The organism is Chitinophaga rhizosphaerae (assembly GCF_003958645.1).
Classification (GTDB): Bacteria; Bacteroidota; Bacteroidia; order Chitinophagales; family Chitinophagaceae; genus Chitinophaga; species Chitinophaga rhizosphaerae.
Window position 1 is genome coordinate 318,364 of record NZ_RXLO01000007.1, and the last position, 21,565, is coordinate 339,928.

Sequence of the window (21,565 nt, forward strand, 5' to 3'; positions counted from 1 at the left end):
TTTGTCCATTGTTTTATTCCTGGTTTGCGCCGGTCTCGAATATTTCACTGATCATGGCGATGTACATATCGCCCTTTTCAGTTTCCTTGCGCACTTTTCCGGCCATGAGATTGATCATTTTCTGGATGATGCGGGAAGAAACTTCCTCGATGTCTTCCAGGTTATAATGTGCGCCGTTTTTCTGTTCCTTGATCTCGCGGGCATGGATTTCGGTGAGTTTTTCCTTTACCGCTTTGAGTACCACGGCATGCTTGCGCATTTTGTGCCAGTAGAGGAATTCTTCCATGTGCTCCTCGATGATGGAGATGGCTTTGGGAACTTCGTTGAGCCGGCGGGCGAGGGTTTCGTCCTGTATCTTGCCGAGATCGTCTACGTTCACGACTTCGACATGGGGCAGATCGCGCACGTCGGGGGCAACGTTGAAGGGGATGGAAAGGTCTACCACCAGTTTTGATGCCGTACCTTCCATGTGTTTGCGGAGGATCGTGGGCTGGGGGGCGTTGGTGGCCACCAGGATCACGTCTGCCGCGCGGAGCGATTCGTCCATCTGCTCGTAAGGAGCATACCGCAACCCGTGCTTCCCGGCGAAATCTTCCGCCACGGCCGTAGTCCGGTTAATGAGCGTGATGTTGCGCACGCCCAGGTAATCCATCATGTTCTTGCAGGTGTTACGGCCGATTTTGCCCACACCGAGCAATACGATGTTTTTATTTTGGATATCGGCCACTTTGGCTTCCAGGAGCCTTACGGCGGCGAATGCCACCGAAACGGTGCCGGAGCTGAGGCCGGTTTCGTTCTTGATGAGTTTGGAAACCTGCAGCACGCTGTTTACCAGTCTTTCCAGGAAAGTGCCCACACATCCGTTCGCTTTCGCAAACTTGGCAGCGCCCTTGATCTGGCCGATGATCTCATAGTCGCCGAGGATCTGGCTGTCCAGCCCCGTGCCCACCTGGTAAAGATGCCTTACGGCGCCTTCTCCCGATTTGACATATGCCATCTGCGCAAATACCTGCGGGTTGCCGTTGGCGGCGTCGCAAAGGAGGCGCATGAGCACCGTCGGGTCCGGCGCGAATCCGTAAACTTCCGTGCGGTTGCAAGTAGAGAGCACGAACAGATCGTTCATGCCGGCGGATTGCGCCGCCAGTAAAAGTTGCTGGTATTGGTCCTGGTTTATGGCAAAAAGTCCCCGGATCGCAGCGTCAGTTTTCTTATAGTTGATCCCAACGATATGAAAATTCGATATGTCTTTAGGCTGATTGACCTGCATGATTTTCTTAAAAGCTTCCGGGTGCAAAAATACTGTCATACCCTTCAAAACCACGTCAGGGGCTGTCACCGGTATGTCATTTCTCCCTATGGTGAATGCCGCTGTGAAAAAATGATTTTGATCAGGTGGCTGAACACCGTTCTGCTGCCGCATTGTAACAATCGCATGACGTAGAGCCATGATGGATGTCATGGTAAAGTCGGCCTCCGTGGCCGGTTCCATCAAAACGAATCTAACAATTTAATGACACATCATGCGGAAGTTCCCTGTAAAAGCACTTACTTTTGCAGGAATTTGACAAGTTATATGGTCGCAATATCTGATACCGCAATCGTGCTCATGAACCTTGGATCGCCGGATTCCACCGCTGTTCCGGACGTGAAGAAATACCTCCTCGAATTTTTGATGGACAAACGGGTGATCGATTACCCCTGGCTGATGCGCAAGCTCCTCGTGGGCGGCGTCATCGTTCCGAAACGCGCGGAAAAGAGCGCCGAAGCGTACAAGAGTATCTGGTGGAAAGAGGGCTCCCCGCTCATCGTGCTCACACAGCAACTCCAGAAAGCGCTTCAGCACGATCTCGAAATGCCGGTAGAGATCACCATGCGATATGGCAATCCTTCCCCCGAATTCACTTTCAACAAGATCGTGAAAGAACATCCCGGCGTGAAAAACGTCATCCTCGTGCCGCTGTACCCGCATTACGCGATGAGCAGCTTCGAGACCGCCGCAGAATACGCGAAGGAAATCTACCGTAAGAAAAAGTATCCCTTCGAAATGAAGATCGTGGAGCCGTTTTACCGCCATCCCGACTACATCCACGCCGTGGCGGAAAGCATGCGGCCTTACGTGGAGCAGGATTTCGACCATCTCCTGTTCAGCTACCATGGAGTACCGGTAAGGCATATACGTAAAGGCGACGTAACGGGCGGGCACTGCCTGAAAGTGAACGACTGTTGCCATGTGGATTCCCGCGCGCACAAGCAGTGTTACCGCCACCAGGTGACCGTTACGGCGGAGCTGGTTGCGAAGGAACTGGGCATCCCGAAGGAAAAATGGAGCGTTTCGTTCCAGAGCCGCCTCGGCAGGGAAGAATGGATCCGGCCGTATACCGACGAGCGCCTGCGCTCGTTGCCGAAAGAAGGCGTGAAAAAGCTGCTGGTGGCTTGCCCGGCGTTCGTGTCCGACTGCCTGGAAACGCTGGAAGAGATCGCGGTGGAAGGGAAGCATACCTTCATCGAGTCGGGCGGCGATTCTTTCACGATGATCCCCTGTGTGAACACGCATCCGGAATGGGTGAAAGCCCTCGGCATCCTGTGCCGCGAAAAAATGGAAACGGTCATGGTTTAAAAACCTTGAAAAAGATAGAAACGGAAGCCGGCGTGTGTGCGCCGGCTTTTTTTGTGCGGGTACGGGTGGTTTGCGGAGATATTTATTTCGGCCAGACCGGATTTTTTCACTAAATTCCATCAGCTAAATTCCAACCCGATGATCTTGGCCGTTCTCAAAGAAAATTCAGGTGAAAACAGGGTATCGCTCGTTCCGGAAGTCGTAAAGCAACTCGTTCAGCAACAGGTGGAAGTTTGGGTGGAGGAAGGCGCAGGGGCCGCGGCGTTTTATCCGGACAGCGGTTACCGCGAGGCCGGGGCAGCCCTCAAATCCCGTGAAGACATCCTGAAGGGCGCAGACGTGCTGCTGACGATCCGTCCACCGGAAGCGGCGGATTTCGAAAAGGTACCGCCCGGAAAAACCTGGGCCGGCGTGTTCCAGCCCCTGTTCAACCCCGCACTGATGCAACAACTGGCCGGCAGGCAGTTCACCATTTTCAGTCTCGATTCCATCCCCCGCACCACCCGCGCCCAGAGCATGGACGTGCTCAGTTCCCAGGCCAACATTGCCGGGTACAAAGCCGTACTGCTGGCCGCGTTCACGTATAGCCGCTATTTCCCCATGTTCATGACCGCGGCGGGCAGCATTCCGCCGGCCAAAGTGCTCATTCTCGGCGCCGGCGTGGCCGGTCTCCAGGCGATCGCTACGGCGCGCAGGCTGGGAGCGGTGGTAGAAGTATTCGATACGCGGCCGGCCGTGAAGGAAGAAGTGATGAGCCTCGGCGCCAGATTCGTGGAAGTGGAAGGCGCGGCAGACGCGTCGAAAGCGGGCGGGTATGCCGTGGAGCAATCAGAAGATTTCAAGGAACGGCAGGCGGCCCGCATCGCGGAAAGCGCCGCCAAAGCGGATGTCGTGATCACCACCGCCCAGATTCCCGGCAAACCCGCGCCCATACTGTTGCCCACGGCAGCGGTGGAAGGCATGCGGCCGGGGAGCGTCATTATCGACCTGGCGGCGGCAACGGGCGGGAACACGGGGTTGACGAAGAACGGGGAAACGATCGTCCACAAAGATGTCACCATCATCGGCAATTCCGACCTGGCCGGCACGGCGCCTGCAGACGCGAGCAAGCTCTATGCGAAAAACATGCATAATTTCCTGAAACTGCTCATCGGAAAAGAAGGGCAGTGGCAGCCGGATTTTGCGGACGACATCGTGCAGGGGGCCTGCATCGCCAGAGACGGGCAGGTGGTGAACGAGCGCGTTAAACAGCTGCAACCCGCGGCCGTCTGATATTTCATTCCATTCCAACAGATCGAATTATGACCGCAATCCTGGATTTTCTGCAACTCCACATCGAGATGGTATACATCGTGATACTGTCTGTCTTCCTGGGGATCGAAGTGATCTCGCGGGTTCCGTCCGTTTTGCACACACCGCTCATGAGCGGCGCCAACGCCATTCACGGCGTGGTGATCATCGGCGCCATCATCGTAATGGGAAAGGCCGAGGCGGACAACTGGCTGGCCCTGGTGCTTGGGTTCCTCGCCGTAATACTCGGCACGCTCAACGTAGTGGGTGGTTTCGTGGTGACCGATCGCATGCTGGAAATGTTTAAAAAGAAGAAATAAGCTCCTTATGTCCGGATTATTGACGCTCGCTTACCTCATCGGCTCCATCACGTTCATCGTGGGCCTCAAGATGCTCAGCAACCCTGCCACCGCCCGCAAAGGCAACCTCATAGCGGCGGGGGGCATGTTCATCGCCATTATCGGCACCATTTTCCTGTACGAGGAAAACGGGGAACGGCTGCATAACTACGGCTGGATATTCGGCGGGCTCTTCATCGGTTCCGTTGTCGGCGTACTGGCCGCGAAAAAGGTGAAAATGACGGCCATGCCCGAAATGGTGAGCCTCTTCAACGGTATGGGCGGCGCCTGCGCGATGCTCATTTCCATCGTGGAATTCGATCATCTCGCCAATCATAATTTCATCGACCTCGCCAGGTTCTTTAAAGAAGTGGTTGGGCCCGGCCTCACGATCAGCGGAGATATCCATGTGGGCGAAAGTTTCACCAACCCGGCCGGGAAATATCTCATCATCCTGCTCGGCCTCATTATCGGCAGCATTTCCTTCGCCGGCAGCATGGTTGCCTGGGGAAAACTGAACGGCAAAGTGAAGGATTTTTCCTTCAACGGACAGCACATCATGAACCTGCTCGTACTGGCATTGATCGTGATCGGCACCGCGTGGCTGCTGTTTGATGTTCATCATGCTTACGGAAATGGAGAGTTGTTCGTCGGTAATCAAATGCGCGGGCAGGGGATCGGTATGAAACTGGACGTTCAGCAAGCCGGTTCGATCGTACATATCCTGTTTTATACCGTGTTTGCATTGTCTTTGATTTACGGCGTCATGTTCGTTATGCCCATCGGCGGGGCGGATATGCCTGTCGTGATTTCGCTGCTCAATTCCTTTACCGGCGTGGCCGCTGCGTGCGGCGGCTTCCTGTACGACAATCCGGTGATGCTCACCGGCGGTATTCTCGTAGGGTCTGCCGGCACGATCCTCACCATTCTCATGTGCAAGGCCATGAACCGGTCGCTGAAGAACGTGCTGATCGGATCTTTCGGCGCAAAGGCAACATCCGCCGGCGGCGGTTCGAAGGAACAGGGCAATTACAAGGAAGTGACCATTTCCGATGCCGCCGTCATGATGCGGTATGCCGGCAAAGTGATGATCGTACCGGGATACGGCCTCGCCGTGGCACAGGCGCAACACGTTTGCCATGAGCTGGAAAAACTGCTGGAAGAAAAAGGCGTGGAAGTGAATTACGCCATCCATCCCGTGGCGGGCCGCATGCCGGGGCATATGAACGTGTTGCTCGCGGAAGCGGATGTGCCGTACGAGAAACTGGAAGAAATGGAAACGGCCAACGCCGCCATGCCGAATACGGACGTGGTGCTGGTTTTGGGCGCTAACGACGTGGTAAATCCCGCAGCCAAAAACGATCCTTCCAGCCCCATATACGGCATGCCCATCCTGGAAGTGGAACTGGCCAAAATGGTGATCGTGAACAAGCGCAGCATGAAGCCCGGTTACGCCGGCATCGAAAACGAACTGTTCTTCCAGCCCAAAACCTCCATGCTCTTCGGCGATGCCAAATCGGTGCTGCAACAGCTGGTGGCGGAAGTGAAGACGTTATAAATCTTTACATTTGCGGAAAATATTTCCGTGCCAGCATTACCTCAGGCATTTATCGATACATTGACAGGCCTTCCGGGATACGATGCCGCCGCTTTCCTGGCAGTGCATGAATCCCCGGAAAGGATCACCAGCGTGCGTTTGCAGCCGCAGAAGGTGCAGGATGCCACGTCCGTTTTTCCGCAGCTGGAAATTACGCGCGTGCCCTGGGCCCGCGGCGGCTACTATCTTTCCACCCGCCCGTCGTTTACATTCGATCCGCAATTCCATGCCGGCGCGTATTACGTGCAGGAGGCGTCATCGATGTTCCTCGAAGAAGCCCTGCGGCAAACGATCCCGGCTTCGGCGCCCCTCAGGGCGCTCGATCTTTGCGCGGCGCCGGGGGGGAAGAGCACGCTGATCCAGGCGGCGCTTCCGGCCGGGAGCTTCCTCGTTTCCAATGAGGTTATCCGTCCGAGAGCCGCGCTGCTGGCGGATAATTTATCGAGATGGGGCACTACCGACGTAGTAGTCACCAACAACGATCCGCGGGATTTTTCGCGGCTGGAAGGTTTCTTCGACCTGATGGTCGTGGATGCGCCCTGCTCCGGCTCCGGCCTCTTCCGGCGCGATCCGGAGGCGGTCAATGAATGGTCGTACGACAACGTGATGCTCTGCAGCCAGCGCCAGCAAAGAATCCTGGCCGATGCGCTACCGTCCCTCAAACCCGGCGGCGTGCTGATTTATTCCACCTGCTCGTATGCGCGCGAGGAAGATGAACAACTGCTCGACTGGCTCATGGATCACGAACAACTCGTTTCGCTGCCGTTGCAATTGCAGCCGGAATGGAACATCGTTGCTACAGCATCTCCTGTGCATAAGGCCTCCGGGTACCGGTTCTATCCGGATAAAGTGAAGGGGGAAGGGTTTTTCATCGCCTGTTTCCGGAAAGAAGGCGAAGCCGGACCACCAAAAAAAGGAAAACAGAAATTCGCGGAACTGCCGAAGAAAGATGCGGAGCGCATATTGCCCTGGCTCAAGCCTGGCGCGGATGTGCGCATGATGTTACACGATGGCGAAGTGCTGTTGCTGTCGCCCGCCGTGGCGGAAGACATGCCGCTGCTGCAACAGTTGTACATCCGGAAAGCGGGTGTGAAAGCGGGCCAGCTTTCGGCGAAAGAACTGATTCCCGACCACCAGCTGGCGCTTAGCACGATAATTGCGCAGGATTTACCCGGGGTGGAACTAACTTTGGAAGATGCATTGCATTATCTTCGCAGGGAAGACCTCCGGTTCGGCGAGCCGCTCAAAGGCTGGGCGCTCATGCGATATCGCGGGATGAACCTGGGATGGGCGAAGATCCTTCCCAACCGTGTCAACAACTACTATCCCAAAGAAATGCGCATTTTGAAATCCGGTATGCCGGAAACATAATATGGACGGGCTTCGCAGCGTTCTTACGGATGTGCATAATTCGCGTGGATATTTACTTTGCGCGCCAGGAGCCGTAAATTGGATGGAAACTTTTATATTCGTTCCCTTAAAGTATTAGTAAATATGTTAAAGTCAGTAATGTTGGGTGTTTTGATGGCCGGTACGATAAGGGTAGCCGCACAGGATACGCTTTTGGTACAGGGTAAATCGCCCGATCTCTATTTGACGCATTCCGTGAAGAAAGGAGAGACCTGGTACAGCCTCGGCAGGGCTTATGGCCTGAGCCCCAAAGAGATTGCGGCAAGGAACAAGACGGATATGGCGGCCGGGCTCAGCCTCGGCCAGTCGGTCCTCATCCCCCTCAACAAACAAAATTTCGTGCAAACGAAATCTGCCGGCGCCGGCGTGCGCCCGGTATATCACCGTGTCACAGAGAAAGAAACGCTGTACCGCATACATGTTAATTACGGTAAAGTACCGCTGGACAATGTGCGGGAATGGAACCGCCTTTCGGGCGACGGTGTGCAGAAAGATGCGTTCCTTATTGTGGGGTACGTGAAAGGCAGCGGCCAGTCGGTTGTGTTGCCCACTGCGTCTGCATCTACGCCGCCTCCTGCAGCGGAAACCCCGGTAGCGGCCGAGTCCAGGCCAGTGGAGAAGCCGCAGGCCGCGGAAAGCAAGCCGGTAGCGGCTGTGAGCCAGCCCGCCGCGCCGGAGACCAAGCCGGTGGCCACGCCGCCCGTGGAAAATAAGCCGGTATCCTCCAACAGCCAAACCGCCGCTCCGGAATCCAAACCCGTAGAGAAAGCGCCGACCAGCCTGGGCCGTACACCCGCAGTGCCAGATGGCGGCTTCGAAGGAATGTTCAACCAGCAAACCGGCAATGGCCGCGACGTGACGAAGGAGAAAGGCCCTGGTTCCTGGTTCAAAAGCAACGCAGTAGTGGGTTCTGGCAAATATTACGCCTTGCATAATTCCGTTCCGCGCGGCACCATCGTGAAGGTAACCAACCCGCTCACCGGCCGCTCCGTGTACGCCAAAGTGCTCGACGCCATCCCGCAGCTGAAAGCCAATGCGAACCTCATCATCAAACTGAGCGACGCCGCGCAGGACGCCCTCGGCATCAGCGAAGGCCGCTTCTACTGCGAGCTGAGTTACGAAGATCTGAAATAGCGCATCAACACCGCATAACGAAAACGGGGCCCTGTCACCAGGCGCCCCGTTTTTTATTGCTGGGGCCTCCGATATCCGGATTTGCATCCCTGTAAACATTATTTTTCTTCGCTACTCGAAACGGAATCCCCGCAGAAATTCTTCCACGCCCATTTTCTTTTTCCCTTCCAGCTGCAGTTCCAACACATTCAGGAAACCGCCACGGGCGGCGAATTTGAGGTAGGTTTTCTGATCGCTTTGTACCGTGCCGGGTGCACAGGTGTGCGCAACAGGGTCTGGCGAGGCTTTGTAGATTTTCAGGGTTTTGCCTTGCAGCGTCGTGAATGCGGCGGGGTAGGGGCTAAGGCCGCGAACGAGGTTGTAGACTTTCTCCAGTGGCTGTTCCCAGTCGATCCTGCAATCGTCTTTGAAAATTTTCGGCGCATGTTTCAGTTGGCCGGCGTCGATATCGTCTTGCGGCTGGCCGTGGAGATTCCCTTCTTTCAGCGCGGCCACGGTGCGGAGGAGCGTTTCGGCGCCTGCCTGCATGAGCGCGTCGTGCAGTTCGCCGGCGGTTTCATCGGGGCGGATGGGCACTTCCGATTTGAAGAGGATATTTCCCGTATCGATTTCATGCTGGAGCTTGAACGTGGTAACGCCGCTTTTGCTTTCGCCGTTAATGATGGCCCAATTGATGGGCGCCGCGCCGCGGTATTGGGGCAGCAGTGAGGCATGCACGTTGATAGTGCCCAGCGGCGGCATGTCCCACACCAGTTCCGGCAGCATCCGGAATGCGACCACCACCTGGAGGTCGGCCCGGTATCCGCGCAGTTCTTCGAGGAACGCGGGGTTTTTCAGTTTTTCGGGTTGCAGCACGGGGATGTTGTGCGCCACGGCATATTGCTTCACGGCGCTTTGCTGGAGCTGGAGCCCGCGGCCGGCCGGTTTGTCGGGCGCGGTGATCGCCGCCACTACGTTATACCCGGCTTTCACCAGCGCATCGAGCGAGGCAACGGCGAAGTCGGGCGTTCCCATAAAAATGATTCTCATGGGTGCAAATGTATTCAATTTAGAAATCGGTATACAACAGGTATTTCTTCCGGATGGATGCGAAACGTTGCAGGCCGGGCTGCCAGCTTTTGCGGATCGCCTCGGCGGAAAGGCCCTGCTGTATCTGTTTCCGGAGGATGTCGCTGCCCGCCAGTTTGTCGAAAAAGTTATTGAAGAAACGCGCTTTTTCGGGGAAAAGCCGGTAGGCGTTGAGGATGAAGCTCAGGTCGATCTCGTCTGCCTTCGGGTCGATGGCGGTAAGGTCGTAGCCGTAGCAGGTAGAGTCCATCAGCACGGGAGATTTCGCGCCGGGTACGCTTTTCGGTGTGAAGGAAAAGAGATTTTTGGGCAGCAGCGGATGGCCGTACACCTGGAAAGGCTTGTCTGTTCCCCGTCCCAGGCTGAAAACCGTCCCTTCGAACAGGCAGGTAGACGCGTACAGGTAAATGCTCCGCATATTGGGCAGGTTCGGCGAAGGTTTCACCGGTAGCTGGTACATGGTGGTATGGTCGTAGTTTTCGCAGGGCACTACTGTAAGGTGGCATCGAACTTTCCCGGCCAGCCAGCCTTCCCCGTTTAGCATTTGCGCGTATTCGGCCACGGTCATGCCATGCACGGTGGGTATGGGTTGCATGCCCACGAAAGAACGGAAGGCGGTATCGAGGATGGGCCCGTCGATATAATGGCCGTTGGGATTGGGGCGGTCGAGGACGATGAGGGGTTTGCCGAATTTGGCGGCCGATTCCATGAGTTCCTGCAGGGTGGAAATGTAGGTGTAGAACCGCGTTCCCACGTCCTGCACGTCAAAAACGAGGATATCCACATCCGCCAGGTCTGCCGCGTCGGCCTGCCGGTGTTTGCCGTAGAGGGAAACGATCGGCAGCCCGGTGCGCGTGTCGCGGCTGTTGCCGACCTTCTCCCCGGCGTCTGCCATTCCCCGGAAACCATGTTCCGGACTGAAAATCTTGACGATATTGACTTTGTGCGCCAGGAGGGAGTCTACCAGGTGAACACCCGGGCTGATCATGGCGGTCTGGTTCACGAGCATGCCCACCCGTTTGCCTTTCAGGAGAGGGAGGTAAACGTCGGTCTGCTGTGCGCCGGTGCGCACGTTCGCGTCTTGCGCCCAAACGGCCATGGGGAAGCAACAGCTGATCAGTAGTTTCAGGAATCGAGTCATGCGGAAATCGGGTTGAAATCAACAAAATAAGGCGGCATTCCGGAAATAAAAAACAAAAAACGTACCTTCACCTTCTATTATCTTATTTTAAAAATTTTATATGCAACAAGTTAAGACCGGTGATACCGTTCGCGTGCACTACCACGGACGGTTACAAAATGGCCAGACTTTTGACTCCTCCGAAGGCAGAGATCCGCTTGAGTTCAAGGTGGGCTCCGGTATGGTGATCAAGGGTTTTGACAACGGTGTCCTCGATATGAAGCCTGGAGATAAAAGAACGCTGAACATCCCGGTTGATGAAGCATACGGTGCAAAAAGCCCCGAGCTGATCATGGAGTTCCCCAAAGCGAACATCCCGGCCGATCTGAATCCCCAGGTAGGTATGGACCTCCAGATGAGCAACCCCCAGGGCCAGGTGTTCCCGGTTAAGGTGGTAGCCATCACAGAGGAATTCATCACCCTGGATGCCAACCATCCCCTCGCCGGCGAGCCCCTCGTTTTCGACATCGAACTGGTAGAGATCGTTTAATCGACGATCGTTCCCTCATACAATACCTGAAAGTAAAAAGTGGTCCGCTGCTTTTTACTTTCACTTTTTTAGACCCTTCCCATATGGACAAAAAATATGCATACTCCGTCACCGAACGCTTCCTCCGCTATGTGACGGTAGACACCCAATCCGATCCGCAGAGCGATACATTCCCTTCCACCGAAAAGCAAAAAGACCTGGGCCGCATATTGGTACAGGAATTGCAGCAAATCGGCATCGCAGACGCCGAGCTGGACGAACATGGGTATGTATATGCCACCATCCCCGCCACGACAGACAAGCCCGTGCCGGTTATTTGCCTTTGTGCGCATATGGACACGGCGCCCGATTGCTCCGGGAAAAACGTGAAGCCTATCGTACATAAAAAATACGATGGACAAGACATCATCCTGCCCGACGATCCCTCGCAGATCATCTCCGTGAAGGAACATCCGTACCTCTCTCAGAAGATCGGTGACGATATCATAACTGCCAGCGGCAAAACCTTGCTGGGGGCGGATAACAAGGCAGGTGTGGCTGAAATCATGGACGCGGCGCAATACTTCATCCAGCATCCCGAAGTGCCGCATGGCAAAATCCGGATACTCTTCACGCCCGACGAAGAAGTGGGCAGAGGCGTGCAGCACGTGAATATGGAAAAACTGGGCGCCGAATTCGGATATACGCTCGACGGGGGAGAACTGGGCGCGCTGGAAGACGAAACTTTCTCGGCCGACGGTGTCAAGATCACCATCCAGGGCGTAAGCGCCCATCCGGGAGCGGCGAAAGGCAAACTTGTGAGTGCCATCAAGATCGCTGCGGAGATTTTGCATTCGTTGCCCAAAGACATCCTCAGCCCCGAAACCACGGAAGACCGCCAGGGGTTCATTCATCCCGTGCGCATCGAAGGGATCGTGGAAAAGGCGGAGATCGAATTCATCATCCGTGATTTCACGACGGCGGAACTGGAAGGGCACGAGTTTTACCTCCGCAAGATCATGGAAAACGTAGTGTCCAAACACCCCGGTGCCACCGGCACTTTCCAGGTGAAGGAACAATACCGCAATATGAAAGAGGTGCTCGACAAGTTCCCGCAGGTGTCCGCCAACGCGGAAGAAGCGATCCGCCGGGCCGGTGTGGAGCCTTTGAAAATGAGTATCCGCGGCGGGACCGACGGTTCCAGGCTCTCGTTCATGGGCCTTCCCTGTCCGAACATCTTTACCGGCGAAATGGCGCTGCATTCAAAGCACGAATTCGTGAGCGTGCAGGATATGGAGAAAGCCGTTGATGTGATCATCCAGCTCGCTCGTGTATGGGAGGAGCGCGCCGTATAATTTATTGCCGGGGAATGCGTTTTTATTATTACTTTGATCCCTTGTTAATACAAAAAGAACGAAAATTTAATACATGTTGCTAGGACTCGTAACGCTTATGCAGGACTCGTTGCTGTTGCCGAAGGCCGACACCGTGGCCACGGCCGCACAAGGGGCCGCCACCGCCGCGCAGGAAATGAAGCTGTGGGATATGATCGTGAAAGGCGGACCGCTGATGATCCCGCTCGGGGTGCTTTCCGTGATCGCTATTTATGTGTTCGTGGAAAGGTATCTTACCATCGCCCGCGCCGGTAAGATGGAAAGCAATTTCATGCCGATGATCCGCGATCACATCACTTCCGACAATATCTCCGCCGCCCGCTCGCTCTCCAAGAACACGCAGGGCCCCATCGCGCGGATGATCGATAAAGGCATCCAGCGTATCGGCAAACCGGTAGACAGCATCGAGAAATCGATGGAGAACGTCGGCAAGCTGGAAGTATATAAAATGGAAAAGAACCTCGTGATCCTGTCCATCATCGCCGGCATCGCCCCGATGTTCGGGTTTTTGGGCACCATCGCCGGGATGATCCAGACGTTTTTCAACATCTCCCAGACGTCGGATATTACGCTGAGCACCATCGCCGGCGGTATCTACGTGAAAATGGTGACCTCCGCAGCGGGTCTTATCATCGGCCTCGTGGCGTATGTAGGTTACAGTTACCTGCAGGCGCAGATCGACAAAGTGGTGAACAAGATGGAAGCGGCTTCCTCCGAGTTCATCGACGTGCTGATGGAGCCGGTTAAACGTTAATTTTTCAATTGAAACTGAAGCATCATGAACCTGCGGAGCCGAAATAAAAGACATGCGGAGTTGCACAGCGGCGCTTTGAACGATATCCTGTTCATCCTGCTGCTGTTCTTCCTCATCGTCTCTACCCTGGCCAATCCCAACGTCATCAAACTGGCGTTGCCGAAAGCCGCTTCCAACACCAAGGCCAAGCAAACGGTGGTGGTGAGCATAGACGCGGGGCAGAAGTATTTCGTGGGCACCAACCCCGTTAACTTCAGCGAGTTGCAGGCTGCACTCGCCGCTAAAATTCCCGTCGGCGAAGTGGACCCCACCATCGTCATCAACGCGGAAGAATCCGTGCCCATCAGCGCCGTGGTTTCCGTCATGCAGATCGCACGGGAACTGGGCGCCAAAACGGTACTGGGCACCGCCAAGCCGCAAAACGCGCCGAAGCGGTAAAACAAGAAAACTGACGAACATTGATAAACTGCATCCGTAACGGGTGCAGTTTTTTTTATGCCTTCGTGGCGCGTACCATCCGGTCTTTCCCGAACATGTCTTTTTTAAGGACGACGTCGGTGAATTGTTGATGGAGGAGCTCCGTCTTCACCGCTTCCCCGTAATCTTCATGTATCTCGAAATACAGTCTGCCCCCCGGTTCCAGGCGCTCCTGGGCCAGCTGGCCGATGCGGCGGTAGAAAAGCAGGGGATCGTTGTCGGGGACGAACAGGGCCGTAGCCGGCTCGAACTGTTGCACGTTGGTGTCCATACCGGCTTTTTCCTTTTGGGGGATGTAAGGCGGGTTGCTGACGATGACGTTGAGGGCGGGAAGGGGAGCGGCGGCCTGCGGGTCGAGCACATCCTGCCGGATGAAATTGACGGGCGTGTGCTGCATTTGCGCGTTGCGGGCTGCGATTTCCAGGGCGCCGGGGCTCACATCCATCGCCCAGATATCGGCGGAAGGCCAGTGTTTTTTCAGGGCGATGGGGATACATCCGCTACCGGTGCCAACATCGAGCAGGCGGAGGGCGGGGTGGGAAGGATGGTCGAGCAGCACCCATTCCACCAGTTCTTCCGTTTCCGGCCGGGGGATGAGCACCTGGTCGGAAACGATGAGCTCTAAGCCGTAGAACCAGCTTTTGCCGGTGATATGCTGGATGGGCCTGCCGGAAAGCAGTTGCGCCAGGCCTTCCCGGTACTGCGATTCCCACCGGGGCGTGAGGTCCATTTCCTTATGCACGATGCGGTCCAGCTTGCCGAGCCCCGTGATGTGCTCCATAAGCAAATGCGCGATGTTGGCGGCTTCGCGGGCGTCGTACAGGGGGCGGATGGCATTGGTCAGGTCTGCGAATGCGGATTGGATGGTCATGTTATACGGCAAATCAGCGGAAAATCGCCGCTGAAACGATATTTTTGCAAATATCTCATTTACGACGCAATGATGGACCATCACCCGCACGAATTTTTTATGCGACGTTGCATCGACCTGGCGCTCAAGGGTTCCGGTCATGCCGCGCCCAACCCCATGGTGGGTGCCGTGCTCGTGCATGAAGGCATCATCATCGGCGAAGGATATCACCACTATTGGGGAGGCCCCCACGCCGAAGTCAACTGCGTCAATTCCGTTCCCCCGGAATTGCAGGAGCTGATCCCCCGGTCTACCCTCTACGTATCCCTCGAGCCCTGCGCCCATCACGGCAAAACGCCGCCCTGCGCAGATCTCGTGGTTTCGCAGAACATTCCGGATGTAGTGATAGGGTGTATCGACGCCTTCTCGAAAGTGGCCGGCAAAGGCATCGAAAAACTCCGCAACGCAGGCATCAACGTTACCGTGGGCGTGCTGGAAGCGGAATGCCGCCACCTCAACCGGCGCTTCTTCACCTTCCACGAACAGCAACGGCCCTACGTGATCCTCAAATGGGCGCAATCGGCCGATGGATATATCGCCCCCGCCAGCCGCGAACCGGTACGTATCTCAAACCCGTTTGCGGATCGGCTCGTACATCGCTGGAGAACGGAGGAAGCGGGGATCATGGTCGGAACACAAACTGCTTTGCTAGACAACCCGCGGCTTACCGCCAGGCTCTGGCCGGGCAAGTCTCCCGTCCGCATCGTGCTCGACCTGCAGGATAAAGTGCCGGGGAGCCATTATGTGAAAGACGGTTCGGTACGCACCCTCATCCTCACATCCGCCGAAATCGACAGCGCCCGGCCCCTCGTGCCGCAGGTGCTCGCGCAATTGCACCGGGAATCCGTGCTGAGCGTGATCGTGGAAGGCGGCGCCGTATTATTGCAGCAATTCATCAGCGGCGGGCATTGGGACGAAGTGCGCATCATCACCGGGCAAACGGCATTGGGCGGCGGCCTTTCCGCACCCGTGCTCAAGAACGCCCGCATGCTCGAAAGCAACCACATCGCCGGCGACCGGATCGACATCTTCGTTCCCGCCAAACATTAAACCCAGGAAATGAACGTTTACTATACGATTGATAAAAAGTCGACAGCGGAATTCAAAGACCGCGGAAGCAAATTCCTCGCCTACGCTTTCCCTGTGAAAAATGCCGACCAGGTCAAAGAATGCCTGCAGGAAGTGAAGAAGGAACATCCCAAAGCCACGCACCATTGCTATGCGTACAGGTTGGGGACCGACGGCCTCCAGTTCCGCGCGGTAGACGACGGTGAGCCCGCAGGATCGGCCGGGAAGCCCATTCTCGGGCAGATCGACAGCAAGCAGCTGACAGACGTGCTGGTGGTAGTGGTGCGGTATTTCGGGGGCACATTGCTCGGGGTTCCCGGGCTGATCAACGCCTACAAAATGAGTTGTGCGCTGGTGCTGCAACTGGTGCCGGCCATTCAGAAAAACGTGGAAGCACGGTTCCAGCTGATATTCGACTATACGATCCTTAACGATGTGATGATGGTGGTGAAGCAGAATAACTGCACCATTTTACAACAGGATATCCAGCTGTTCTGCAGCATGGAGATCGGTATCCCCAAAGCCAGTCTGGACCTCACTTTGCTCCGCCTGCGCGATATCTACAACCTCGAGATCAAGCCACTTTGATCAGGGGAGTGCGGCCGTAATTTCTTTCAGCGTAACGCCGAATATTTTCTTCGTGATCTCGCCGAGATGCTTCTCGCTGCCTTCCAGGTGGATGGTGCGGTGGAAGTGTTGCATCCTGCCTTTGGGTTTCAGCAATGCGGCCGGCGAAGCGCTCTGTATTTCCAAAAAACGGCCGGGGGCATCGGTATCGCCGGGCCCGTTGTTGCGGATGCGGAGCACTTCCGCACGCGCATCCGAAGCGGTTTCGCCGAGGTAGTGCTGCGGTTGGCGGGGCATGGTGAACTGGATAACGGTCAGCACGCCGCGCTCCGGATCGTAAATACCCATGAAATTCAGCGCCGCCGCCTGTTTTATCCCCAATTCCGCTTTATAATTTCCATCGGCCCTGAAAAACGCGACATTGTTCTTCACCACGAAACGCTCTTTGGGCAAAGGTGCTACGGTGCTCACATTGCCGCCGGGCTTCAGGGGAATGATGGCGATGGAAGTTGCACTGACCGGGAACATGCCGCGGATACGGATGGCGGTGGTGCCGTAAGCCGTATCCCAGCGATGGGTGCCGGTGTTGAGGATGATATTGTCTGAATGGAACCCCACGGCATGCACGCTCCGGTGAATGTCTGCGCCGAGATAGTTGTGAAGGTCGCGGCGGGAGAGAAGCGAAATGGTGCGGGAAATACTTGCGTTTAAAATGGTCCCTTTCGCGCTGGGGAGGTTGATATTGCCTTCGAAAACGGTAACGCCCCTGGCGGAGGAAACCTGCCGCAAAACGGCCGAATCGCGCAGGGGATCGGGAATGGCGGTGACGGTTGCCGAATCGGCGGAGCCATGCTCGGGGATCTGAAGGGCGCTGTCGGGCGAAGGGCCGAACAGCAGCCGGTCTTCTCCGCCGAATGTGCTGAAGTGATATTGCTTGCCATTTTCGATGGTACCGTAATTGAGCCACCCGAAACTACGCCCGTCGTCGGCCACGGCAGCAGTGACGACACGTCCCTGCCAGGCGCTCACGATGGCGATGGAAGACTTGCTGGTGCTGTCTTTCAAAACGGCCGGCGATGTGAAATCGCGCAGGAAGGCGAGGTCTTCCGCGAAATTGTCTGGCCGCGATATGGTTTGTTCCTGTTGAACGGGGGCCTTTGCTTCCCTGGGTTTGTTGTTACAGGCGAACAACAGCGAAAGGAAGCATACAGCCGGAATGGTTGTATGCATAGAAGAACGGTCTCGCAATCTAAGGATTGTACAATGATAAATCAATTTCTTTAATAACGGTAAGCGCGCATTTGCAGCATGGGCGCGGACTACAAAGTTTTCGACTGCACAGCGGAAAATTTTTTTCAAGTTTTTTGAGAATATTATTTGCGGTATTCAAACTCTTTCCTATTTTTGCAATCCCAAAACGGACAAGCGGAAGTAGCTCATTTGGTAGAGCACGACCTTGCCAAGGTCGGGGTGGCCGGTTCGAGCCCGGTCTTCCGCTCAGAAACAAAAGCCTGATTGCATCGCAGTCAGGCTTTTTTGTTGTATATAACCCATTCCTTTTCAGGCGCTTCCGCCGGTTTTTCGGAAAGTTCGGCTGGCGGATGGGTTGCCATTTGACGTTCATCCTTGAATTTCATCTCCCAATCCACTTCGATCATTGATGTTCAATCCATTTTTTCCTGCAGGTATTTCGCCGGAAAAATGGGCGAATAACGATGCGATGCGGGATGGGAAAGCGGGATGTAAAACTGACGAAAATCATCCTGCGGAGCGGAGCAAATGGAGGGGGGAAGGGACACAAAAAAAGCCGCACTTTTCAGTACGGCTTCAGATATTTTATATCCGGAGATTATTTGTATTTCGGGTTGTAAAGGGAGCTTTCGTTTACTTGCACTTTCGGTTTTTTGTAACGATGCTCAGACAGCTTGTAGCAGCCGCCCAGCACAAAACCCAGTACACAAGCCAGTTTCAGGTAAAACAGGAAACGGGAGGAAGAAACCCAGTCGCGGGTGAAGTCATTCTTATTTTCAACTGTATGCTCCATATACATTTTTTTCGCTGTGCAAACTTACAAAGTAAATCGGCAAAGTCCAAATATGGGATTTATTTCTTCCCTGACTTCGATAATTCGGAGAACTTCCTGCGGTTCAGGAAGTAGTAGCGCCAGATCATGATGCCGTGGAAAACGCCTTGCAGGTCGAACAGCCGCTTGCGGGGCAGGGTATCGGGCCGGTTTTGGTCCACTTCGCGGCGCCAGCGGTAATAATCGCGGTAGGCGCGGAAGATGGCGGTCATATCTTTCGGCTTGCCGGACACGAGGCTCTTGGCGGCGGCCATCATGTCGAGCACCAGGCGCTGCGTGAGAATGATCCATTGCTCCTGGAAATGGAGGTTCTTGCGCAGCATGATCAGGTTGTTGCGGAAATTGAGGTACAGCTTCCGGGGATTCCCCTGTGGAAGGCTCCCCCCGCCAACGTGGTACACCACCGAATCCGGGCAATACCCGATCCGGTACCCCGCACGCTGCAGCCGCCAGCAAAGGTCCACCTCTTCCATATGTGCGAAAAAGTAAGGATCGAACCCTCCGGCCTCGAAAAATGCCGCAGACCGGATGAAAAGCGCCGCGCCGCTGGCCCAGAATATGTCTTGCGGCGTGTCGTACTGGCCATTGTCTTTTTCCGTAGTGTACAGGATGCGCCCGCGGCAGAAAGTATACCCCAGGATGTCCATCCAGCCGCCCGCCGCACCGGCATATTCGAAACTGTCCCGCTCGGCCCAGGCGCGCAACTTGGGCTGGCAGGCCGCCATGTCGGGGTTGGCCAGCATATGGTTCACAACGGGCCCAATCCAGTTGGGCTCCACTTCCACATCCTGGTTCAGCAATACGAAAATATCGGCCTTTACGTGTTGTAAAGCCTCGTTATATCCGCCCGCGAAACCGCTGTTGGAAGCATTCCGGATGATCTTTACCGTAGGGAAATGCTGTTCGGTGAAAGCCACGCTATCGTCTGTAGAGGCATTGTCGGCCAGGTAAATGTCCAGCAGCCCGTCGTACACAGACGCGCACACGGAGGGCAGGAACTTCTCGAGGAATCCCTTTCCGTTCCAGTTGAGGATAACGACCGCGACCGTTGGCAGCATTGACAAAAGACGTAAGTTTTGGCTTTTCGGAATTTTTTTAGCGTTGCAAATATGCAACAAAGCCTCCAAATATTACTAAATTAGTTTATTGTTAACGGCTTGCGGGCCGTCATTATTCAAATCCTGATGTTTAAACAAATTATCGGCTGGAAATTTTCGCTGATCGCCGTGGCGGCCGCCATTATCATCACTACCATCTGGTTCGTCAACAACCTGTCCGAAAAAATACGGCAGGAGGAAACGAAGAAAGTGGCCACCTGGGTGGAGGCGAACCAGGAATTGCTGCAGTCGCCGTCAGACGCGAACATCAACCTGGCGGTGCAGATCGTGACGACCAACACCACGATCCCGCTGATCCTGACAGACGAGCAGGGCCGGATCAAAGACCATGCGAACCTCGATTCTGCGCAGATACTGCGCGATCCGGGGTATCTGGCCCGCCAGCTGGAGGATTTCCGGCGGCAGCACCCGCCGTTCATCATGGCGGTGGATTCGCATTCCAACAACTACATTTATTATGGTGACTCCCTCATCCTGCGGCAGGTGCGGTATTATCCGTATATCCAGCTGCTGGTGGTGGCGCTGTTCATCGCGCTGACGCTCTTTGCGCTGTCGTCCACCAACCGGGCCGTCCAGAACCAGGTTTGGGTGGGTATGGCGAAGGAAACCGCCCACCAGCTGGGCACGCCGCTGTCTTCCATGGAAGCCTGGGTGGAAATCCTGAAGGAAACGGCCGAAGTGCGCCCCCTTGCCGTGGAGCTCGCCAAAGATGTGGACCGCCTCAAACTGATTACCGACCGGTTTTCCAAGATCGGGAGCGTCCCCAACCTGGAGGAGCGGAATGTAGTGGAGCAGGTGGCGGCCGTGATGGCTTATATCAAAAAGCGGGCGCCCCAGAAAGTCAATTTTTCGCTGCATTCGGCCGAACAGGAAGTGATGGCGATGATTTCGCCCACCTTGTTCGACTGGGTCCTCGAAAACCTCCTGAAAAATGCGCTGGACGCGATGGAAGGGAAAGGCGAGATCCAGGTGCTCATCGAAAACCATTCCGCCCACCTTATCATCGACGTAAGCGATACCGGCAAAGGCATCCCGAAGCGGCTGCAGGAAAAGGTGTTCCACCCGGGCTTCAGTACCAAGAAAAGAGGGTGGGGGCTGGGCCTTTCCCTTGCCAGGCGCATCATCCAGGATTATCACAAGGGGCGGCTGACGGTGAAATCGTCGGAATTGAACAAGGGGACCACCTTCCGGATCTGGCTTCGGAAATAATTTTATTTGGATATTTGTGAAAAGGCTTTATTTTTGCAACCCCAACGCGGAGGTGGCGAAATTGGTAGACGCGCTACTTTGAGGTGGTAGAGCCCGAAAGGGTGTGAGAGTTCGAATCTCTTCCTCCGCACAAAAGCACCGGCTGAACATTCAACCGGTGCTTTTTTTATGCCCTTACTTTCCTAACATCGACTCCTATACGAAACGGTTTTTCGCGGGAAAACGCGGATCAAGTCAAATTCCTGGGGGATTTTAAATTTAAGCATACAATTTAGCCAGTCTGAAAAGGAAGAATTGAATATCTCTTACCCCTCTCATACTTTTTCTAAACGCTTTAACCTTCGCATTGAATGATTCTGCAGCAGCATTGGTTGACCTGTTATTGAAGAAGTTCAGTATGCCCAAATAATGGTGCTGTATCGTCCTGGCAAGGGTTCTGAAGGAAGCAAGCCCTGCTTCTTCCACATCATTATACCACAACGCCAGCTTCTTGAATGCCTGCTCCTTGCAGGTGGACAACCGATAAACTTCTCACAGCCGCAAAGACAGTTGATACGCTTTTTGAATAACAGGATAGCGGCTAAAAAGGAGTTCGCCCCTTTGCTGTTGTTCCCTTGTCCAGAGCCGGTGGTGTTTGAACAGCAGATACCTGCTGCGGGCCAGCAACTGCTTAAGCGTATCTCCATTAGGTAAAACCTCGGGATGATAGGCCTGTTGGTGCTTGCGGGCCTGCTCATAGGCCGCATTTTCCTGCTCGAGCGCTTCCCACCGGTAATGGATCCGGGTCTCCTGTACAGCATCAAAAGCTAATTGTTGCACATGAAAACGATCGGTTACCCGGTGGGCATTGGGGAAACATCTTTTGACTGCCAGATTTAAACT

The 21,565-nt window shown here is 55.2% G+C and carries 21 protein-coding genes, 2 tRNA genes and 1 pseudogene; 15 read left to right on the forward strand and 9 right to left on the reverse strand.

What is annotated here, in order from left to right; all coding sequences use genetic code 11:
* Nucleotides 1-13: 13 nt before the first annotated feature.
* Nucleotides 14-1,267, reverse strand: a complete 1,254-nt coding sequence (hemA, locus tag EJ361_RS18020) for a glutamyl-tRNA reductase (protein WP_126247030.1) — start codon at nucleotides 1,265-1,267, stop codon at nucleotides 14-16.
* Nucleotides 1,268-1,573: 306 nt separating this feature from the next.
* On the opposite strand from hemA, the gene hemH reads away from it, so the two are divergent.
* The 6 genes from hemH to EJ361_RS18050 all read left to right on the forward strand — a co-directional run bounded on the left by hemH (nucleotide 1,574) and on the right by EJ361_RS18050 (nucleotide 8,386).
* Nucleotides 1,574-2,617, forward strand: coding sequence for a ferrochelatase (gene hemH / locus EJ361_RS18025; protein WP_126247031.1), 1,044 nt, complete (start codon nucleotides 1,574-1,576; stop codon nucleotides 2,615-2,617).
* Nucleotides 2,618-2,755: 138 nt separating this feature from the next.
* Nucleotides 2,756-3,889, forward strand: coding sequence for a Re/Si-specific NAD(P)(+) transhydrogenase subunit alpha (locus EJ361_RS18030; protein WP_126247032.1), 1,134 nt, complete (start codon nucleotides 2,756-2,758; stop codon nucleotides 3,887-3,889).
* 29 nt (nucleotides 3,890-3,918) lie between these two features.
* Nucleotides 3,919-4,227: an NAD(P) transhydrogenase subunit alpha gene (locus EJ361_RS18035; RefSeq protein ID WP_126247033.1), complete on the forward strand. Its 309-nt coding sequence runs from the start codon at nucleotides 3,919-3,921 to the stop codon at nucleotides 4,225-4,227.
* Between the two features lie 7 nt (nucleotides 4,228-4,234).
* A complete protein-coding gene (locus tag EJ361_RS18040) occupies nucleotides 4,235-5,803 on the forward strand; it encodes an NAD(P)(+) transhydrogenase (Re/Si-specific) subunit beta (protein ID WP_126247034.1) in 1,569 nt (522 codons plus the stop codon).
* 27 nt (nucleotides 5,804-5,830) lie between these two features.
* A complete protein-coding gene (locus EJ361_RS18045) occupies nucleotides 5,831-7,213 on the forward strand; it encodes a methyltransferase RsmF C-terminal domain-like protein (protein WP_126247035.1) in 1,383 nt (460 codons plus the stop codon).
* 123 nt (nucleotides 7,214-7,336) lie between these two features.
* Nucleotides 7,337-8,386, forward strand: coding sequence for a LysM peptidoglycan-binding domain-containing protein (locus EJ361_RS18050; protein WP_126247036.1), 1,050 nt, complete (start codon nucleotides 7,337-7,339; stop codon nucleotides 8,384-8,386).
* Between the two features lie 111 nt (nucleotides 8,387-8,497).
* Here EJ361_RS18050 and fmt read toward each other — a convergent pair whose 3' ends face one another.
* Together fmt and EJ361_RS18060 are read right to left on the reverse strand one after the other, a co-directional pair.
* Entirely contained in the window at nucleotides 8,498-9,415 is a 918-nt protein-coding gene (gene fmt, locus EJ361_RS18055) for a methionyl-tRNA formyltransferase (RefSeq protein WP_126247037.1), read from the reverse strand.
* Nucleotides 9,416-9,434: 19 nt separating this feature from the next.
* Complete coding sequence (locus tag EJ361_RS18060) at nucleotides 9,435-10,595, reverse strand: exo-beta-N-acetylmuramidase NamZ family protein (protein ID WP_126247038.1); 1,161 nt, start codon at nucleotides 10,593-10,595, stop codon at nucleotides 9,435-9,437.
* Between the two features lie 100 nt (nucleotides 10,596-10,695).
* On the opposite strand from EJ361_RS18060, the gene EJ361_RS18065 reads away from it, so the two are divergent.
* From EJ361_RS18065 to EJ361_RS18080, 4 genes are all read left to right on the forward strand, one after another.
* A complete protein-coding gene (locus EJ361_RS18065) occupies nucleotides 10,696-11,124 on the forward strand; it encodes an FKBP-type peptidyl-prolyl cis-trans isomerase (protein ID WP_126247039.1) in 429 nt (142 codons plus the stop codon).
* Nucleotides 11,125-11,207: 83 nt separating this feature from the next.
* Nucleotides 11,208-12,458 carry a peptidase T gene (gene pepT / locus EJ361_RS18070; RefSeq protein ID WP_126247040.1) on the forward strand — a complete coding sequence of 417 codons (1,251 nt, stop codon included), beginning with the start codon at nucleotides 11,208-11,210 and terminating at the stop codon, nucleotides 12,456-12,458.
* Nucleotides 12,459-12,531: 73 nt separating this feature from the next.
* Nucleotides 12,532-13,251 carry a MotA/TolQ/ExbB proton channel family protein gene (locus tag EJ361_RS18075; protein WP_126247041.1) on the forward strand — a complete coding sequence of 240 codons (720 nt, stop codon included), beginning with the start codon at nucleotides 12,532-12,534 and terminating at the stop codon, nucleotides 13,249-13,251.
* 24 nt (nucleotides 13,252-13,275) lie between these two features.
* Nucleotides 13,276-13,689 (forward strand): ExbD/TolR family protein, encoded by a 414-nt coding sequence (locus tag EJ361_RS18080; RefSeq protein WP_126247042.1) that lies wholly within the window; start codon nucleotides 13,276-13,278, stop codon nucleotides 13,687-13,689.
* 55 nt (nucleotides 13,690-13,744) lie between these two features.
* On the opposite strand, the gene prmC is transcribed toward EJ361_RS18080, so the two are convergent.
* Nucleotides 13,745-14,599 (reverse strand): peptide chain release factor N(5)-glutamine methyltransferase, encoded by an 855-nt coding sequence (gene prmC / locus EJ361_RS18085; protein WP_164714311.1) that lies wholly within the window; start codon nucleotides 14,597-14,599, stop codon nucleotides 13,745-13,747.
* A gap of 99 nt (nucleotides 14,600-14,698) precedes the next feature.
* Between prmC and ribD the strand changes: the two genes are divergently transcribed.
* Together ribD and EJ361_RS18095 are read left to right on the forward strand one after the other, a co-directional pair.
* Complete coding sequence (gene ribD / locus EJ361_RS18090) at nucleotides 14,699-15,688, forward strand: bifunctional diaminohydroxyphosphoribosylaminopyrimidine deaminase/5-amino-6-(5-phosphoribosylamino)uracil reductase RibD (RefSeq protein ID WP_126247044.1); 990 nt, start codon at nucleotides 14,699-14,701, stop codon at nucleotides 15,686-15,688.
* A 9-nt stretch (nucleotides 15,689-15,697) separates the two neighbouring features.
* The gene (locus EJ361_RS18095; protein ID WP_126247045.1) at nucleotides 15,698-16,294 is read left to right on the forward strand and encodes an IMPACT family protein; all 597 of its coding nucleotides are present in this window, start codon (nucleotides 15,698-15,700) and stop codon (nucleotides 16,292-16,294) included.
* Here the strand turns inward: EJ361_RS18095 and EJ361_RS18100 are convergent, their stop codons facing one another.
* On the reverse strand, nucleotides 16,295-17,503 hold the full coding sequence (locus tag EJ361_RS18100) for a DUF6786 family protein (protein WP_126247046.1): 1,209 nt from the start codon (nucleotides 17,501-17,503) through the stop codon (nucleotides 16,295-16,297).
* Between the two features lie 195 nt (nucleotides 17,504-17,698).
* On the opposite strand from EJ361_RS18100, the gene EJ361_RS18105 reads away from it, so the two are divergent.
* Nucleotides 17,699-17,771, forward strand: a tRNA-Gly gene (locus tag EJ361_RS18105).
* Between the two features lie 28 nt (nucleotides 17,772-17,799).
* On the opposite strand, the gene EJ361_RS26025 is transcribed toward EJ361_RS18105, so the two are convergent.
* The 3 genes from EJ361_RS26025 to EJ361_RS18115 all read right to left on the reverse strand — a co-directional run bounded on the left by EJ361_RS26025 (nucleotide 17,800) and on the right by EJ361_RS18115 (nucleotide 19,414).
* Nucleotides 17,800-17,931 (reverse strand): hypothetical protein, encoded by a 132-nt coding sequence (locus EJ361_RS26025; protein ID WP_262707079.1) that lies wholly within the window; start codon nucleotides 17,929-17,931, stop codon nucleotides 17,800-17,802.
* 191 nt (nucleotides 17,932-18,122) lie between these two features.
* Nucleotides 18,123-18,317 (reverse strand): hypothetical protein, encoded by a 195-nt coding sequence (locus tag EJ361_RS18110; RefSeq protein WP_126247047.1) that lies wholly within the window; start codon nucleotides 18,315-18,317, stop codon nucleotides 18,123-18,125.
* Between the two features lie 59 nt (nucleotides 18,318-18,376).
* Entirely contained in the window at nucleotides 18,377-19,414 is a 1,038-nt protein-coding gene (locus EJ361_RS18115; RefSeq protein ID WP_240646669.1) for a glycosyltransferase family 2 protein, read from the reverse strand.
* Between the two features lie 126 nt (nucleotides 19,415-19,540).
* Between EJ361_RS18115 and EJ361_RS18120 the strand changes: the two genes are divergently transcribed.
* Both EJ361_RS18120 and EJ361_RS18125 read left to right on the forward strand, forming a co-directional pair.
* Nucleotides 19,541-20,683: a sensor histidine kinase gene (locus tag EJ361_RS18120; RefSeq protein WP_126247049.1), complete on the forward strand. Its 1,143-nt coding sequence runs from the start codon at nucleotides 19,541-19,543 to the stop codon at nucleotides 20,681-20,683.
* A gap of 46 nt (nucleotides 20,684-20,729) precedes the next feature.
* Nucleotides 20,730-20,813 (forward strand) — tRNA-Leu (locus EJ361_RS18125).
* A 128-nt stretch (nucleotides 20,814-20,941) separates the two neighbouring features.
* Here the strand turns inward: EJ361_RS18125 and EJ361_RS25895 are convergent.
* Nucleotides 20,942-21,556 (reverse strand): annotated as a pseudogene (locus EJ361_RS25895) (ISAon1 family transposase).
* Nucleotides 21,557-21,565: the final 9 nt, after the last annotated feature.